The 15,462-nt window shown below is 68.8% G+C and carries 17 protein-coding genes; 12 read left to right on the plus strand and 5 right to left on the minus strand.

Features of this window, described 5'->3' with window-relative positions:
* Positions 1-42: 42 nt before the first annotated feature.
* Both hisN and AB0H56_RS12495 read right to left on the minus strand, forming a co-directional pair.
* Positions 43-828, minus strand: a complete 786-nt coding sequence (gene hisN / locus AB0H56_RS12490; protein WP_357161193.1) for a histidinol-phosphatase — start codon at positions 826-828, stop codon at positions 43-45.
* Between the two features lie 160 nt (positions 829-988).
* A complete protein-coding gene (locus AB0H56_RS12495; RefSeq protein ID WP_357161196.1) occupies positions 989-1,579 on the minus strand; it encodes an NAD(P)H-dependent oxidoreductase in 591 nt (196 codons plus the stop codon).
* A 138-nt stretch (positions 1,580-1,717) separates the two neighbouring features.
* Between AB0H56_RS12495 and AB0H56_RS12500 the strand changes: the two genes are divergently transcribed.
* From AB0H56_RS12500 to ftsX, 6 genes are all read left to right on the plus strand, one after another.
* Positions 1,718-2,575 carry a helix-turn-helix transcriptional regulator gene (locus AB0H56_RS12500; protein ID WP_357161199.1) on the plus strand — a complete coding sequence of 286 codons (858 nt, stop codon included), beginning with the start codon at positions 1,718-1,720 and terminating at the stop codon, positions 2,573-2,575.
* 53 nt (positions 2,576-2,628) lie between these two features.
* Entirely contained in the window at positions 2,629-3,747 is a 1,119-nt protein-coding gene (gene prfB / locus AB0H56_RS12505; protein ID WP_110036832.1) for a peptide chain release factor 2, read from the plus strand.
* A gap of 140 nt (positions 3,748-3,887) precedes the next feature.
* A complete protein-coding gene (locus AB0H56_RS12510; RefSeq protein WP_357161287.1) occupies positions 3,888-4,781 on the plus strand; it encodes a mechanosensitive ion channel family protein in 894 nt (297 codons plus the stop codon).
* Positions 4,768-4,917, plus strand: a complete 150-nt coding sequence (locus AB0H56_RS12515) for a hypothetical protein (RefSeq protein ID WP_357161202.1) — start codon at positions 4,768-4,770, stop codon at positions 4,915-4,917. Before AB0H56_RS12510 ends, AB0H56_RS12515 begins: the two co-directional genes overlap by 14 nt.
* Before the next feature lie 71 nt (positions 4,918-4,988).
* Entirely contained in the window at positions 4,989-5,678 is a 690-nt protein-coding gene (gene ftsE / locus AB0H56_RS12520) for a cell division ATP-binding protein FtsE (RefSeq protein ID WP_110036329.1), read from the plus strand.
* On the plus strand, positions 5,678-6,580 hold the full coding sequence (ftsX, locus tag AB0H56_RS12525) for a permease-like cell division protein FtsX (protein WP_357161206.1): 903 nt from the start codon (positions 5,678-5,680) through the stop codon (positions 6,578-6,580). Before ftsE ends, ftsX begins: the two co-directional genes overlap by 1 nt.
* 34 nt (positions 6,581-6,614) lie before the next feature.
* Here the strand turns inward: ftsX and AB0H56_RS12530 are convergent, their stop codons facing one another.
* Entirely contained in the window at positions 6,615-6,980 is a 366-nt protein-coding gene (locus AB0H56_RS12530) for a MerR family transcriptional regulator (RefSeq protein WP_357161209.1), read from the minus strand.
* A gap of 60 nt (positions 6,981-7,040) precedes the next feature.
* Between AB0H56_RS12530 and AB0H56_RS12535 the strand changes: the two genes are divergently transcribed.
* Positions 7,041-7,802 (plus strand): alpha/beta hydrolase, encoded by a 762-nt coding sequence (locus tag AB0H56_RS12535; RefSeq protein ID WP_357161212.1) that lies wholly within the window; start codon positions 7,041-7,043, stop codon positions 7,800-7,802.
* 87 nt (positions 7,803-7,889) lie between these two features.
* Here the strand turns inward: AB0H56_RS12535 and AB0H56_RS12540 are convergent, their stop codons facing one another.
* Positions 7,890-9,311, minus strand: a complete 1,422-nt coding sequence (locus tag AB0H56_RS12540; RefSeq protein ID WP_357161215.1) for a glycosyltransferase family 39 protein — start codon at positions 9,309-9,311, stop codon at positions 7,890-7,892.
* A gap of 130 nt (positions 9,312-9,441) precedes the next feature.
* On the opposite strand from AB0H56_RS12540, the gene AB0H56_RS12545 reads away from it, so the two are divergent.
* The 4 genes from AB0H56_RS12545 (at position 9,442) to AB0H56_RS12560 (ending at position 13,994) form a co-directional block, all read left to right on the plus strand.
* Entirely contained in the window at positions 9,442-10,836 is a 1,395-nt protein-coding gene (locus tag AB0H56_RS12545) for an acyl-CoA dehydrogenase family protein (protein ID WP_357161218.1), read from the plus strand.
* Positions 10,837-10,868: 32 nt separating this feature from the next.
* A complete protein-coding gene (locus tag AB0H56_RS12550) occupies positions 10,869-12,086 on the plus strand; it encodes an acyl-CoA dehydrogenase family protein (protein ID WP_280220550.1) in 1,218 nt (405 codons plus the stop codon).
* A gap of 210 nt (positions 12,087-12,296) precedes the next feature.
* Positions 12,297-13,415 (plus strand): agmatine deiminase family protein, encoded by a 1,119-nt coding sequence (locus AB0H56_RS12555; RefSeq protein ID WP_357161222.1) that lies wholly within the window; start codon positions 12,297-12,299, stop codon positions 13,413-13,415.
* Between the two features lie 51 nt (positions 13,416-13,466).
* Positions 13,467-13,994, plus strand: a complete 528-nt coding sequence (locus AB0H56_RS12560) for a helix-turn-helix domain-containing protein (protein ID WP_357161225.1) — start codon at positions 13,467-13,469, stop codon at positions 13,992-13,994.
* A gap of 31 nt (positions 13,995-14,025) precedes the next feature.
* Here the strand turns inward: AB0H56_RS12560 and AB0H56_RS12565 are convergent, their stop codons facing one another.
* Entirely contained in the window at positions 14,026-14,988 is a 963-nt protein-coding gene (locus AB0H56_RS12565) for a DUF5996 family protein (protein WP_357161228.1), read from the minus strand.
* 178 nt (positions 14,989-15,166) lie between these two features.
* Between AB0H56_RS12565 and AB0H56_RS12570 the strand changes: the two genes are divergently transcribed.
* The coding region (locus AB0H56_RS12570) for a diiron oxygenase (RefSeq protein WP_357161231.1) at positions 15,167-15,462 on the plus strand (296 nt) is incomplete at its 3' end.

The following is a 15,462-nucleotide window of genomic DNA, read 5'->3' on the forward strand; positions in this document are numbered from 1 at the left end:
ACGGCGTTCACGGGGATTCCCTCACATGTGGACAACTCGGATTCAGGGCCGCAACCTGGCGAGGACCTCGTCGTGGAGCAGACCGTTGCTCGCCACTGCGTCGCCACCGTGCGGGCCGGGACGGCCGTCCAGGGCGGTGAACGAGCCGCCGGCCTCGCGGACCAGGATGTCGAGCGCGGCCAGGTCCCACAGCGACACCTCCGGCTCGGCCGCGACATCGACCGCGCCCTCGGCGACCAGGCAGTAGTTGAAGAAGTCGCCGTAGCCGCGGACCCGCCAGACCGCGTCGGTGAGGTCGACGAACTTCTCCCGCAGCCCGCGCTCGTGCCAGCCGGACAGGCTGGAGAACGCCAGGCTCGCCGAGTCCAGCTCGCCCACCGCCGACACCGTGATCGGCTTCGGGGCGCCCGGGTGCGCCTGCGCCCACGCGCCCGAACCGGCCGCGGCCCACCAGCGCCTGCCGAGCGCGGGCGCGCTCACCACGCCGACCACCGGGACGCCGTCGACGAGCAGGGCGATCAGGCTGGCCCAGACCGGGACGCCGCGGACGAAGTTCTTGGTGCCGTCGATCGGGTCGACCACCCACTGCCTGCCGGTGAACTCGGCATCGCCGCCGAACTCCTCACCGAGCACGGCGTCGTCGGGGCGTTCGGCGCCGAGAATCCGGCGGATCGCCTGTTCCACGGCCAGGTCGGCGTCGGAGACCGGGGTGAGGTCCGGCTTCGAGTCGACTTTCAGGTCGACGGCGCCGAAGCGCACCTTCGAGATCGCGTCGGCCTCGTCGGCCAGTCGCAGGGCGAGGTCCAGGTCAGCGGAGTAGGCAGCCACGCGCGCAAGTCTATTTGGCAGGTGGGTACGGCGACCGTCGCGGTGCTGCCGAGACCGCCCGCCCACGCGACCCGGCCCCCGGCTCGTCCGCGGCGCCCACGCGACGGAGGCCGAGCGGCGCGGCGAACGCGGGCCGGACGTGCCGGTCCCGCCGCCGTAGTCAGGCGGCGACCTGCGCCGATCGCGCGGTCACCAGCGCGCTCGCCCACCAGTGCAGCTGGTCCAGCATCGCCCCCGCCGCCTCCTCGAACTCCGCGGGTTCGCGCAGCCGGCCGTCCTCGTCGAAGAGCAGGTAGTAGCGCGGAAAGGAGACGTAGTTGCGCACGGTGTGGGCGTTGAGCTCGTTGAACACCTGCCGCAGATGCTCGATCGCCAGCAGGCCACCGGAGGCACCGCTGTAGCCGACGAAGCCGATCGTCTTGGCGTCCCACTGGGTGTAGTGCCAGTCGATGGCCGATTTCAGGGCGGCCGGATAGCTGCGGTTGTAGTCGGGGGTGACGACGAGATACGCGTCGGCGGCGGCCAGCCGCTCGGTGAGCTCGGCCATGCCCGCCGGTCGCGGCGTGTCGGGGTCGATCGCGGGCGGCACCGGCGGCAGCGCGGCGGGCAGTTCGGCCTCGGCCAGGTCGATGACGTCGACGTCGAAGCGATCGTCGACCTGCTCGGCGATCCAGTTCGCGACCACCGGACCGAACCGCCCTTCACGGACGCTGCCGATGATGATCGCGAGCTTCAGTGGCTGTGCGGACATGCTGTCTCCTCTGTCGTTGCTCGGCCACTCGGCCGATGCCTCCACCTTCGCGGCGCGTGAGCCGGGCAGGGAGACCACGCGGAGAGTGGTAGTGGCACGGCCACTCTCCGGCGCGCGCGGCTCGGTAGCGTCGAGTGGGTGAGCGACAACGAACTCGGCCTGTTCCTGCGTACGCGCCGCGAGGCGGTCTCCCCCGCCGAGGTCGGCCTGCCCGCGGGTCCGCGCAGGCGCACGCCGGGCCTGCGCCGGGCCGAGGTCGCGATGCTGGCCGGGGTGAGCGTGGAGTACCTGATCCGGCTCGAACAGGGCCGCGACCGGCATCCCTCGCCGCCGGTGCTGTCCGCGCTGGCCGACACGCTGCGGCTGAGCCCGCGCGAGCGCGTGCACCTGCACCAGCTCACCAAGGGCACGTCCGGGTTCAGCTGCGGCGCGGCCGAGAACGGGCCCAACCGCACGGTTCGCCCGACCATCCGCGCCATTCTCGACCAGCTCGAGCCCGCGCCCGCCGCGATCACCAACCGGTTCACCGAGGTGCTGGCCTGCACCGAGGGCTATCGCAAGCTGATGGCGCCCAGCGGCCTGTTCGAGCAGGGCGAGCCCGCCAATCTCGCCCGCTTCGTGTTCACCCATCCCGGCGCGCGCGAGCTGTATCCGGAGTGGGCCGCCGCCGCCGACAAGCTGGTCGCCTCGCTCAAGCAGGGCCCGTATCGCGCCGATCCGCTGGTGGCCGCGCTGGTCGACGAGCTCACCGTCACCGCGGGCAGCCCGTTCACCGACCGGCTGGCCGCGCTGCCCGGCCTGCCGCCCTCGGGCGGGATCAACCGGATCAGCCATCCCGAGGCCGGCACGTTGCGGCTGGCCTACGAGTCGCTGGATCTGTCCATCGACGACGACCAGTCGCTGTACGTGCTGCTGCCCGCCGACGAGGCGAGCGCGACCGCGCTGGACCGTCTCGTCGGGCGCCACCCAGGCGGCTTGCGCGCCATCGCGAGCTGACCTGCGGGGCGCGTGTTTCGTGGTGTCGGAGGCGACCGGTAACCTTGGACATCGTGCATCCTGACGTTATCGCCGATCTCGCCGAACTCGACACCACGCTCAAGACGGTCGAGTCGGTTCTCGATGTCGAGGAGCTACGCCGTCGCATCGACGAGCTCGAGCACCAGGCCGCCGACCCCGAGCTGTGGAACAACCAGGACCACGCCCAGCAGGTGACCAGCGAGCTCTCGCACGCGCAGAGCGAACTGCGCCGGGTGGAGGAGCTGCGTCAGCGCCTCGAAGACCTGCCGGTGCTCTACGAACTGGCCGAGGCCGAGGAGGGCGCCGCCGCGGCGGAGGCCACCGCCGACGCCGATGCCGAGCGCGCCACCCTGCGTGTCGACATCGAGGCCATGGAGGTGCGCACCCTGCTCTCCGGCGAGTACGACAAGCGCGACGCGCTGGTCAACATCCGCTCCGGCGCCGGCGGCGTCGACGCCGCGGACTGGGCTCAGATGCTGATGCGCATGTACATCCGCTGGGCCGAGCGGCACAAGTACACCGTCGAGGTCTACGACACCTCCTACGCCGAAGAGGCCGGCATCAAGTCCGCCACCTTCGCGGTGAAGTCGCCCTACGCCTACGGCACCCTCTCGGTGGAGATGGGCACGCACCGCCTCGTGCGGATCAGCCCGTTCGACAACCAGGGCCGCCGCCAGACCTCCTTCGCCGAGGTCGAGGTGCTGCCGGTGGTCGAGACCACCGACCACATCGAGATCCCGGACGGTGACGTGCGCGTCGACGTGTACCGCTCGTCCGGCCCCGGTGGCCAGTCGGTCAACACCACCGACTCCGCGGTCCGCCTGACGCACATCCCCACCGGCATCGTGGTGACCTGTCAGAACGAGAAATCGCAGCTGCAGAACAAGATCTCGGCCATGCGCGTGCTGCAGGCCAAGCTGCTCGAGCGCAAGCGCCAGGAGGAGCGCGCGCAGATGGACGCGCTCAAGACCAACGAGGGCGCGTCGTGGGGCAACCAGATGCGTTCCTATGTCCTGCACCCGTATCAGATGGTGAAGGACCTGCGCACGAACTATGAAGTGAACAACCCCTCGGCCGTGCTCGACGGTGACATCGACGGCTTCATCGAATCCGGAATCCGTTGGCGCATGCGGGAACAGGCCGACGCGTAGCCACCTGTTCGCTCGCCCGGTGTGACACTCCTCGCGTTTGACCGGGCACCGTGACCGCGCTGTAACCTTTCTGGTGTGTGTTCGAACGAACCGGAACTGTGTCAGCGCCAGCCCCGTCCTCGCCCGGCCGGGTCGACGCGGTGAGCGGCGTCCTCGCGATCAACACCGCCCCGGAGATCACCGGCTGGCTGCGTTCCAGCGGCCTCGAGATCGTGCTGCTGGTGGTCGGCGCGGTGCTGTTCGGCCGCTTCGCCGCGTTCGTCCGCGACCGGGTGACCACCAAGATCGACGCGGGCTTCCACTCGAGCGACGCGCTGGTCCGCACCGAGGCGGCCAAGCACCGGCACGCCCTGGCGCAGGTGATCACCTGGGTGGTGCTGACGATCGTCTACGTGCTGGTCGGCATGGAGGTGCTGCGCAGGCTCGGCTTCGCGGTGACGGGTCTGGTCGCCCCGGCGGCGGTGCTCGGCGCCGCGCTGGGTTTCGGCGCCCAGCGCATCGTCCAGGACATCCTGGCCGGGTTCTTCCTCATCACCGAACGCCAATACGGCTTCGGTGACGTGGTGCAGATCTCGGTCACCGGTTCGGCCGATCCGGCCGAGGGCACCGTCGAGGACGTGACGTTGCGCATCACCACGCTGCGCAACTCCGACGGCGAGGTCATCACCGTCCCGAACGGGCAGATCGTGAAAGTGACCAATCTGTCGAAGGATTGGGCACGCGCCGCGATCGATGTCCCGGTGTCGGCGCAGGCCGACATCACCAAGATCAACGAGGTGCTGCACGAGGTGTGCACCAAGGCCTATCAGGATCGCCGCCTGAAGCCGCTGCTGCTCGACGAGCCGTCGGTGATGGGGGTGGAGGATCTGTCGCTCGATGTGATGAACATCCGGATGGTTGCCCGCACATTGCCGGGCAAGCAGTTCGAGGTGGGGCGCGAGCTGCGCGTGCGTGTCGCGGCCGCCCTGCGTAAGGAAGGAATCAGTGAAACTTCGCAAAACAGTGGATCTCCGCAAGTCGGTGAATCTGCGTAAGTCCACGGCGATTCTCATGGCCACCTGGGTGTCCACGTTCGTCGTCTATGTGTTCGTCAAACCCACCGAGGCCAAGGACGCGGGCCCGGTGTCGTTGCTCAATGCCGTCCCGACCTGGGTGAACCCCGCGCCCTAGGCGCGACCCGCGCCTCGCCGACGCCGTCGCGGCCAGGTCACGGGCATGGCCGCTGGCTACACTGGCTCCCCGTGATCACCATGCGCAACGTGACAAAGTCGTACAAGACGTCGACGCGACCCGCGCTGGACAATGTCTCCGTCGAGGTGGACAAGGGCGAATTCGTCTTCATCATCGGCCCGTCCGGTTCGGGGAAGTCGACCTTCATGCGGCTGCTGCTCAAGGAGGAGACGCCGACCGCGGGCGAGATACGGGTCGCGGATTTCCGCGTCGACCGGTTGCCGGGGCGCAAGGTACCGAAGCTGCGGCAGCGCATCGGGTGCGTGTTCCAGGATTTCCGGTTGCTCCAGCAGAAGACCGTGGAGCAGAACGTGGCCTTCGCGCTCGAGGTGATCGGCAAGCGACGGCAGTTCATCGAACGCACCGTGCCCGAGGTGCTCGACATGGTCGGGCTCGGCGGCAAGGGCAATCGGTTGCCCTCGGAGCTCTCGGGTGGTGAGCAGCAGCGGGTCGCGATCGCGCGCGCGTTCGTCAACCGGCCGCTGGTCCTGCTCGCCGACGAGCCGACCGGCAATCTCGATCCCGACACCAGCGCCGACATCATGTCGCTGCTGGAACGGATCAACCGCACCGGCACGACCGTGCTGATGGCCACCCACGACAACCACATCGTCGACTCGATGCGCAGGCGGGTGGTGGAACTCGACCACGGCAGACTCGTGCGCGACGAGGCGACCGGTGTCTACGGGGTGGGGCGATAATGCGACTGAGTTTCCTGTTCACCGAGGTCGTCGACGGTCTGCGCCGCAATCTGACGATGACCATCGCGATGATCCTGACCACCGCGGTGTCGCTGATGATGCTCGGCGGCGGCATGCTGTCGGTGCGGATGGCCGACAAGACCGAGAACTTCTTCATCGGCAGGCTCGAGGTGCGGTTCTACCTCGACGACGCGGTCTCCGAGAGCGATCCCGACTGCGCCGCCGAGCCGTGCAAGACACTGCTGGCCGACCTCAAGGGCACCTCCGGCGTGGAGAGCGTGCAGTTCCTCAACCGCGCCGACGCGCTGGAGGAGGCCAAGGAGCTGTTCGCCGACCAGCCGGAGATGGTGCAGTACATCGCCGACTCGCCACTGCCCGCCTCGCTGCGGGTGAAGATGACCGACGCCGAGCAGTACCAGCACATCTACGACAGCTTCGCGACCAGGCAGGGCGTGCGGATCGTCGCCAACGACAAGGAGTTCGTCGACCGGCTGGTGAGCCTGTTCGACGGCCTGCGCAACGCCGCGTTCGGCCTGGCGCTGGTGATGGCGCTCGCGGCGATGCTGCTGGTGCTGAACATGGTGCAGATCGCCGCGTACACGCGGCGCACCGAGGTCGGCATCATGCGGCTGGTCGGCGCGACGCGCTGGTATACCCAGCTGCCGTTCCTTTTGGAGGCGGTGGCGGCGGCGTTCGTCGGCTCGGTGCTGGCGATCCTCGGGCTGGTGATCGCCAGGCCGCTGGTGATCGACCGGGCGCTTGGCCCGCTGTTCGACAGCAATGTCTTTCCGCGGATCACCGGCGACGACATCGCGGTGGTGGCGTTGACGATCGCGCCGATCGGCATCGTCTTCGCCGCGGTCACCGCGTATCTCACCCTGCGCTTCTACGTGCGGGAGTAGGTCCGGCTCGACGCGCCACGAGGGCGGGGACCCGCTATCGGGTCTCCGCCCTCGTCGCGAGTGAGGCGCCGAGCTGCGCACCGAGCTGCAGGCGCTGGCGGTCGAGGTCGGCGATCCGCCGGTCGAGTTCGGCGGTGCGTTCGGACATGATCCGGACCGACATCTCGCACGCCTGCACCGGACCGTCGGACTCGGCGCACGGCAACAGGTGGGCGATGTCGTCGGTGGTGAGGCCTGCGGCGAGCAGCTCACGGATCTTCGCCACGGTCGCGGTCGCCGTCTCGGGATAGCTGCGATATCCGTTGGGGTCGCGGCGCGGCCGGAGCAGACCCTGTTCTTCGTAGTACCGCAGCAGCCGCGTGCTGACGCCGGTGCGGTGCGCGAGTTCGCCGATCAGCATGTGATCACCCGCACGTTCGCCTTGACCTTGACACCCATGTGAATCCCTAACCTCCGTGACATGGCAACGATTCCCCTGCAGACCACTGTTCACGGCTCCGGCCCCGGCATCGTCCTCGCGCACGGCGCGGGCGGCTCGATCGCGAGCAATTTCGGCGACCTCCTCCCCATCCTGGCCGCCGACCACACCGTGGTCGCCTCCGACTACCCGGCCGACGACACCCCACTCGACCTCGACGCGCTGGCCGACGCCCTGGTGGCCGCGGCGGTCGACGCCGGAGTCGAGACTTTCACGATCGTCGGGTTCTCGCTCGGCACCGCGGTCGCGGTACGCGCGGCGGCCCGGCATGCGGACAAGGTCACCGGCTTGGTGCTCACCGCCGGTCTCGCGGCTCCCGACAACCGCGTCAAGCTCGCGGTCCAGGCCTGGCAGGATCTTTTGGCGCGCGGCGCGTACGAGAGTTTCGCCCGCCTGGTCCTGCTCACCGGGTTCTCGGCGGAATTCGTCAACGCGTTGCCCGAGACGGCGCTCGACGACATGGTCGCCCAGACCGCCGCCGCGATCCCCGGCGGCACCAAGCAGCAGGCCGCCCTGGTCGAGACGGTCGACACGACCGCCGATCTGGCAGGTGTCGCGGTACCGACCCTGATCGTGAACACGACCGCCGACCTCCTAGTCGCCCCGGCCAATTCCCGCGCGCTCTCGGATGGGATCCCCGGCGCCGAATACGTGGAACTGGACGCGGGCCACGTGGTCATGCTCGAACAACCCGCCCCCTGGTCCGCCCACCTCACCGACTTCCTCACCAAGCACAACCTCTAGACCTGGACCTCTGATCACCACGCCGTGGTGGCGTTCGCTTCTCGGCCGATGCTCACCTGAGAGCGTGGTGATCACTTGTCCGACACGTCATCCCAGGGTGCGGAGGGTCGGCCAGAGAGTGGTCCAGGGGGCTAGGGGGCGGTGACAGAGGGTCAGGGGTTGGCCCTGTTCGTCGTTGTCGAGGTTCATGCCGTTGTCGATGACGCCGATCGGTTCGACCTCGCCGCAGAACTCGGTGAGCCGGGAAGGATCGAGGCCGATTGCGAGCACCGTGGTCGCGGAGTCCGGTGGCGGGCCCCACCACCAATAGGCGTTGTGGCCCGAGAACGGTGTCGGCAGACCGTATTCGGCGCCGTAGCGCTCGATCGCGCCCGCTTCGCCGTAGTTCGCGGTGAGGATTTCCGCGCCGGGCGGTCGGGCCGCCGCCACCTGGGCGACGAACTCGGGCCAGCCGCTGGTCTCGCCGGCGTCATAGTTCACCGCGAGGACCGGGGAGTCGGGAATTTCCGAGACCGGGAGTAGCGGTAGGAACAACACGGCCGACATCACGGCGTTCACCACGATCAGCGAAGCCGCTGCCGCCCAGCGCTTTCGCCGCGCGCCGAGGATCGCCGCGAAGCCCACCGACCCCGCGGCGAGCAGGACCGGATACATGCCGCCGAGGTAGTACGCCTTGCCACCGGTGAGCAGGAAGAGCACGAAGAGCGCGCCGTACGCCACCACGAACGCGCGATAGTCCGACCGCCACAGACGCCATGTTCCGTAGACCCACAGGGGCACGAGCAGCGGGCCGAAGAGCCCGAATTGCAGGAGCACGAACATGATCGGGGAATCCGAGGTTCCCGAAGAACCGCCCGCGATCGCCCGGCTCAGCTCCCATTGCGGCCATCCGTGCCTGGCCTGCCACCACAGATACGGGAGCACGAGGAGCGCGGCGAGACCTATGGCGAGCGGAAAGTACTTGGTGGCGAACAGCTTCCGGCGGCCGGTGCACAGCAGCCCGAGCGTCAGCGCCGCGACCGGGACGATCAGCAGGGCCTTGTTCAGCAGGCCGACGCCGACGACGATCCCGATCACCGGCCACCACCGCGGGTCCGGCTCCGGACGCATCAGCGTCAGCACCAGCAGACAGATCAAAGACCACGCGGCCAGGTCGAAGATCGTCGTCCCGAACAGGTGCCCGGCGCCCTGCACCAGGGCCGCGCTCGCCACGGCCCCCGCGGCCAGCGATCGCGCGCCGCGACCGCCGCCCAGTTCCCCGGCCATGCGGCCCGCGCACACAACCACCAGCGTGGCGGCGGCGACAGCGGGTAGACGCAGGACCCAGAGCGAATCCGGATCAACGGCCGCCATCAGGCGCGCCAGCGCGGGCGTCAGCGGCGGTTGGTCGGGATAGCCCCATTCCAGGCGGCGACCTGCGGCCAGGAAGTACATCTCGTCCCGGTGGTACCCATAGCGCGAGGATGTGATCAGCAGAACTACGGCGAAAACCGACGCGATCACGGTCACTCGTCCAGACTGACACGGATTCGCGGATTTCGGTGCCGTCGACGAGCTTCTTACTCCAGAGTAAGATAGTCTTACCGAGGAGTAAGATAGCTGGGGTCCCAAGCGCCCCGACAGCCGAGGAAATCAGGTGATGATGAGCACTCGAGACAGCGCGACGAAGCGACGTCCGAACGACACGTCCGCGGTCGGCCTCAGCCAGCCCAAGCGGGACTGGATGGGCGCCGCGATGCGCGCTTTGACGACCATTACCGGGTCGGAGCTCGCCGAGAAGTACAACCTGCGCAAGCCCATCGAACGCGTCACCTACGAGGGCACCAAGACCGGTTTCCGGACCCTGGGCGCGGCCACTCGCACCTTCGCCAAGGTCACCGGCGGCGGCCAGCCCAAGCGGCTGCCCGACAACGAGGCCAAGACGAAGGACTACTTCGACCTCACCCCGTCCGACGAGCAGCAGATGATCGTCGAGACCGTGAAGGACTTCGCCGGCGAGATCCTGCGCCCGGCCGCCTACGAGGCCGACAACGCGGCCAAGGCGCCGCGTGACCTGCTCGAGCGCGCCGCCGAACTCGGCATCACCCTGATCAACGTCCCCGAGGAACTGGAGGGCGCGGCCAGCGAGCGCGGCGCCGTCACCAATTCCCTGGTCGCCGAGGCTCTTTCGCACGGTGACATGGGCCTGGCGCTGCCGATTCTCGCGCCCAGCGGCGTGGCCGTCGCGCTGTCCCAGTGGGGCACGGACGCGCAGCAGCAGACCTACCTGCCCGCCTTCACCGGCGAGAACGTGCCGCAGGCCTCCGTCGTGATCGCCGAACCGCGCGCGCTGTTCGATCCGTTCGCCCTGCAGACCAAGGCGACCCGCTCCCCCAGCGGTTTCCGCCTCAACGGCGTGAAGAGCCTGGTCCCGGCCGCCGCCGATGCCGAACTGTTCATCGTGGCCGCCGAACTCGACGGGCGCCCGGCGCTGTTCATCGTCGAGTCCGACACCGCGGGCCTGTCGGTGGAGGCCGACCCGAGCATGGGTCTGCGCGCGGCAGGCCTCGGCCGGCTGATCCTGGACAACGTGGCCGTGCCCGCGGAAGCCGTCCTCGGTGACGGTGACGCGAAGGCCCGCGCCGAGGAGTACGGCGACGCCGTGCAGCTCGCACGGCTGGGCTGGGCGTCGCTGGCGATCGGCACCGGGCAGGCCGTGCTCGACTACGTGATCCCGTACGTGAACGAGCGCGAGGCGTTCGGCGAGCCCATCTCGCACCGCCAGGCGGTCGCGTTCATGGTGGCCAACATGGCGATCGAGCTCGACGGCCTGCGCCTGGTGACGCTGCGGGGTGCGTCGCGCGCGGAGCAGGGCCTGTCGTTCGCCCGCGAGGCCGCGCTGGCCCGCAAGCTGGCCACCGACAAGGGCATGCAGATCGGCCTGGACGGCGTGCAGCTGCTCGGCGGTCACGGCTTCACCAAGGAACACCCGGTCGAGCGCTGGTACCGGGACCTTCGAGCCGTCGGCGTCGCCGAGGGCGTGGTGCTGGTCTAGTCGCGTCCGTCTTCGATTCCCAGGAGAATTCCATGATCAACCTCGAACTCCCCAAGAAGCTGAAGGCGAGCGCGAACCAGGCCCACCAGGTCGCCGCGCAGATCTTCCGCCCCATCTCCCGCAAGTACGACCTCGCCGAGCACGAGTACCCGGTCGAACTCGACACCATGGCCGCCATGGTCGAGGGCCTCGCCGACTCCGGCACCCAGAAGATCGGCGGCGCCGCGGGCGGCCGCGGTGACGACGCGGGCACCACCGACATCGTCGCCAATGCCAACGGCGGCAACATGTCCGCGCTGCTCAACGCGCTCGAGACCTCGTGGGGCGACGTCGGCCTGATGCTGACCATCCCCTACCAGGGCCTGGGCAACGCCGCGATCGCCGCGGTCGCCACCGACGAGCAGCTGGAGCGTTTCGGCAAGGTGTGGGCCTCGATGGCCATCACCGAGCCGTCGTTCGGTTCCGACTCGGCCGCCGTCACCACCACCGCGGTGCTCGACGGCGACGAGTGGGTGCTCAACGGCGAGAAGATCTTCGTCACCGCGGGCGAGCGCTCCACCCACATCGTGGTGTGGGCGACGGTCGACAAGAGCCTGGGCCGCGCGGCGATCAAGTCGTTCGTCGTCCCGCGTGACGCTCCCGGCCTGTCGGTGGCGCGGCTCGAGCACAAGCTCGGCATCAAGGCCTCCGACACCGCCGTGCTGCTGCTGCAGGACTGCCGGATCCCCGCCGACAACATCCTCGGCTCGCCGGAAGTCAACGTGGAGAAGGGTTTCGCGGGGGTCATGCAGACCTTCGACAACACCCGCCCGATGGTCGCCGCCATGGCCGTCGGTGTCGCGCGCGCGGCGCTCGAGGAGCTGCGCACCATCCTCACCGAGGCCGGTGTCGAGATCTCCTACGACACCCCCGCGATGAACCAGCACGCCGCGGCCGCCGAATTCCTGCGCCTGGAAGCCGATTACGAGGCTGCCTACCTGCTGTCGCTGCGCGCGGCGTGGATGGCCGACAACAAGAAGCCGAACTCGCTCGAGGCCTCGATGTCCAAGGCCAAGGCGGGCCGCACCGGCACCGACGTCACCCTCAAGTCCGTCGAACTGGCGGGCACCCTGGGCTACTCGCAGCGCCTGCTCCTGGAGAAGTGGGGCCGCGACTCGAAGATTCTCGACATCTTCGAAGGCACCCAGCAGATCCAGCAGCTGATCGTGGCGCGCCGGGTCCTCGGCAAGACCAGCGCCGAGCTCAAGTGAGCTGAGCTGTCGCGGACAGCGAGGGTGGTAGCGGGTGATCCCGCTGCCACCCTCGCTCCGTTTCGGAGGGACCCGCCGTCGCGGCGCACGGCAACCCCCCGCGTGTTTGACTAAATTTTTAGTCAGGATCTACACTCGGGTCATTCGGCGCCGACCGGCGCCGGTACCGAGACCGCCGTCTCACCCCGATCCAGGAAGCTGGTTTCCGCGATGCGTCGTCGCACATTCGTACAGACGAGCCTGGCCGCCATCGGCGGTCTGCTGGTGGCAGCCTGTGACGACTCCGCCCCGACCACACCCACCGGGAGCAATCGACACGAAGGGAGCGGGTGGATGATGCCCGACGAGGGACATCCGCACGAGCGGACCTGGATGGCCTTCGGAGCCGGCGCCCGGATCTGGGGGCGGGAACTGCTGCCCGTGGTGCAACGCGATCTGGCCACCATCGCGACCACCATCGCCCGCTTCGAACCGGTGTCGATGCTGGTCCGTCCCGGCGAGATGGAGCTGGCGCGGAGTCTCGTCGGCGGCGCGAACGTGGAGTTGATCGCCACCGAGATCGACGATCTGTGGATGCGCGACACCGGCCCGGTGTTCGTGCGCGACGGCGGCACCCTGGCCGGTGTGGACTTCAACTTCAACGGCTGGGGCGGCAAGCAGGAACATCGCCGCGACGCCGAGGTCGCCGAATTCGTCACCGCCCGTGCAGGAGTGGCGACCCTGCACACCGATCTCGTGCTCGAAGGCGGCGGTATCGAGGTCGACGGCGAGGGCACCGCGATCATCACCGAGAGTTGCGTGCTCAACAACAACCGCAACCGCGGCTGGAGCAAGGGTGACGTCGAGGAGGAACTGGCCCACCTGCTCGGCATCGAGAAGGTGATCTGGCTGCCCGGTATCGCAGGCGAGGACATCACCGACGGGCACACCGATTTCTACGCGCGGTTCGCCACCCCGGGCGTGGTCGTCGCCGGGCTCGACAACGACCCCGATTCCTTCGACTACGACGTCACCCGCCGTCACCTCGACATCCTGCGCTCCGCCACCGATGTCCACGGGCGACCGTTGCGGGTCGAGGTCCTCGAAGGCCCGTCGACGGTCCGCGAGACCTACGCCGACGACGACTTCGCCGTCGGCTACATCAACTTCTACGTCTGCAACGGCGCGGTGATCGCCCCGGAGTTCGGCGATCCGGTCACCGATCCCGCGGCCGCGGCCACCCTCGGCCGCCTGTTCCCGGACCGCGAGATCGTGCAGATCGCCGTCGACGGCATCGCCGCAGGTGGCGGCGGTATCCACTGCACCACCCAGCAGCAGCCCGCACGCTGACCCGCCGGACCCCTACTGTGAGGACCTGTGTCACCGCGTCGAACTCAGATCTTGGAAGCCGCAGTCCGCGTCATCGCGCAGCACGGAGTGCGTGGACTGCGCGTCGAACAGCTCGCCGCCGAAGCCGGGGTGTCGACGGCCTTGATCTACTACCACTTCAAGGACCGCGGCGGCGTTCTGCGCGCGGCGCTCGAGCACGTCAACCAGCGCGCGCAGGACTACACCGACCAGGCCCTGTCGACGACCGAGGAGCCGCGCGCCCAGCTCGAGAACCTGCTGCTGCTCGAGCTGCGAGACGAGACCGAGGTCGCGATGAACAGCATCGCCTGGGGTGAACTCCGCGCGAGCGCGGTCTTCGATCCCGACCTGCGCGACCCGCTCACCGCGACGACCCGCGCCTGGAACGACGACGTCGAGACATTGCTCGCCCGCGCGGGTGCCACCGCGCCCGCCCTCGCCGCCGAACATCTCACCGCCCTGGTGGAGGGTCTCAGCGAGCGTTGGCACACCGGCTCGATCACCCTCGACCGCGCCCGCGCCGTCCTCACCCACGCCATCGCCCGCGAACTGGGCGATTGAGGCAGCAACCCGGTGCCGTTGTCGGCGCGGCTCAGAGCGCGGCCGTGTCGTCGTGGTGGATGCGGCGGTCGAGGCGGTAGGGGTTGACGTCGAGCAGTTTTCGGTCCCAGGAGGCCAGGTCGGCGGCTGCGGCGTAGGTGGCGTCGAGGAAGTGGAGCAGGGTGGCGTCGGGGTCGGAGCTCTCGCGGACCACCTCGTAGGGCAGGACGAATTCGCCGAGGGTGGCGTCCCATTCGGCGCCGGCGGGGCCCGCGGGCTGCGCCGAATAACCCTCGGGGGCCGGATAGGAGTAGGCGTAAAAGGTGCCTTCGGTGCCGCCGGGCCAGAAGCCGGCGCTGGCGCACTCGCGCGAGTAGGCCTCCTCCATGACCCAGTCGGCGCAGTTGGGGGCGCCGCCGGGGTGGGTCGGCGCGGTGCGGCCGGAGAAGCGGGTGCAGGCGAGGTCGAGCGAGCCCCAGAAGACGTGCACCGGGCTGGTCTTCCCGGCGAATCCGGCGCGCCACAGCTGGAACACCCGTTCGATCTGGACGAGTTGCTGCCAGAAGAGTTCGACGGCGCCTGCGTCGTAGGAGTGGTGGGTGGTGTCCTCGGCGAAGGGGATCGCGGGGTCCACCTCGTTGGGTGAGGCCTCGATGTCGACCACGATCGCGAGGCGCCCGAGCACGTGGCCGAGCTCGGCGTAGAAGTCGGCGACGGTGCGCGGACGCAGGGCGATGGTGGCGTGGCGGCCGTCGCTGGTGCGCAGGACGAGTTCGTGGTCGTGGAAATCGAATTCGATGTCGAGCAGCCGCCCGTCGACGGGGATCGCACCGGTCGACAACCCGCGCGCGTTCACCGCGAAGGTGACGTTCCACCAGTGGTTCACCAGCGGCGTGCCAGCCATCTTCAGCTTGCCGATGATCTGGGTCCACATGTGCAGGGTGTCGCGGGTATCGCTCCACGAGTCGACGCGCAGGCTGGGCCAGACGGCCTTCGCGGGGGTCAGCTGTGCCATCGCAATCCTCGTTTCCTAGACAGACTGGTCAACCGTCCGACACGATTCGCGCTGCTTCATCGTACGTCGGCGCAGGTGGGCGGCGCAGCAGCCGAGAATTCGGCGCCGGACAGTTGTGTGGGACCGTGAGTCTCATATAACGTGAGATCTGCGCCACCCCACGAAGGAGACATCGCCGATGCTGTCGACCACGACGAAGAACACCGCCACCGATCCCGAGTACCACGAGATCCTGCGCAATCTGTCCGACGGTTCGGTGAACCGGCATTTCGATCCCTATGTCGACATCGACTGGGATTCGCCGGAGTTCGCCGTACACAGCGACGATCCGCGCTGGATCATGCCGGAGGAGGACCCGCTGGGCCGCCACCCCTGGTACAAGGCGCAGCCGGTGGAGCGCCAGATCGCGATGGGGATGTGGCGCCAGGCCGGGATCGCCAAGGTGGGCCTGGATTTCGAGCAGCTGCTGATCCG

It is taken from the genome of Nocardia sp. NPDC050717, from assembly GCF_040654275.1.
Lineage (GTDB): Bacteria > Actinomycetota > Actinomycetes > Mycobacteriales > Mycobacteriaceae > Nocardia.

Excerpts from the sequence above, each read along its gene's own strand:
- AB0H56_RS12535 (WP_357161212.1), top strand. The coding sequence starts at position 7,041 with ATGGCAACGATTCCCCTGCAGACCACTGTTCACGGCTCCGGCCCCGGC.
- AB0H56_RS12530 (WP_357161209.1), bottom strand. The coding sequence starts at position 6,980 with ATGCTGATCGGCGAACTCGCGCACCGCACCGGCGTCAGCACGCGGCTG.
- AB0H56_RS12545 (WP_357161218.1), top strand. The coding sequence starts at position 9,442 with ATGATGAGCACTCGAGACAGCGCGACGAAGCGACGTCCGAACGACACG.
- AB0H56_RS12495 (WP_357161196.1), bottom strand. The coding sequence starts at position 1,579 with ATGTCCGCACAGCCACTGAAGCTCGCGATCATCATCGGCAGCGTCCGT.
- AB0H56_RS12565 (WP_357161228.1), bottom strand. The coding sequence starts at position 14,988 with ATGGCACAGCTGACCCCCGCGAAGGCCGTCTGGCCCAGCCTGCGCGTC.
- ftsX (WP_357161206.1), top strand. The coding sequence starts at position 5,678 with ATGCGACTGAGTTTCCTGTTCACCGAGGTCGTCGACGGTCTGCGCCGC.
- AB0H56_RS12550 (WP_280220550.1), top strand. The coding sequence starts at position 10,869 with ATGATCAACCTCGAACTCCCCAAGAAGCTGAAGGCGAGCGCGAACCAG.
- AB0H56_RS12555 (WP_357161222.1), top strand. The coding sequence starts at position 12,297 with ATGCGTCGTCGCACATTCGTACAGACGAGCCTGGCCGCCATCGGCGGT.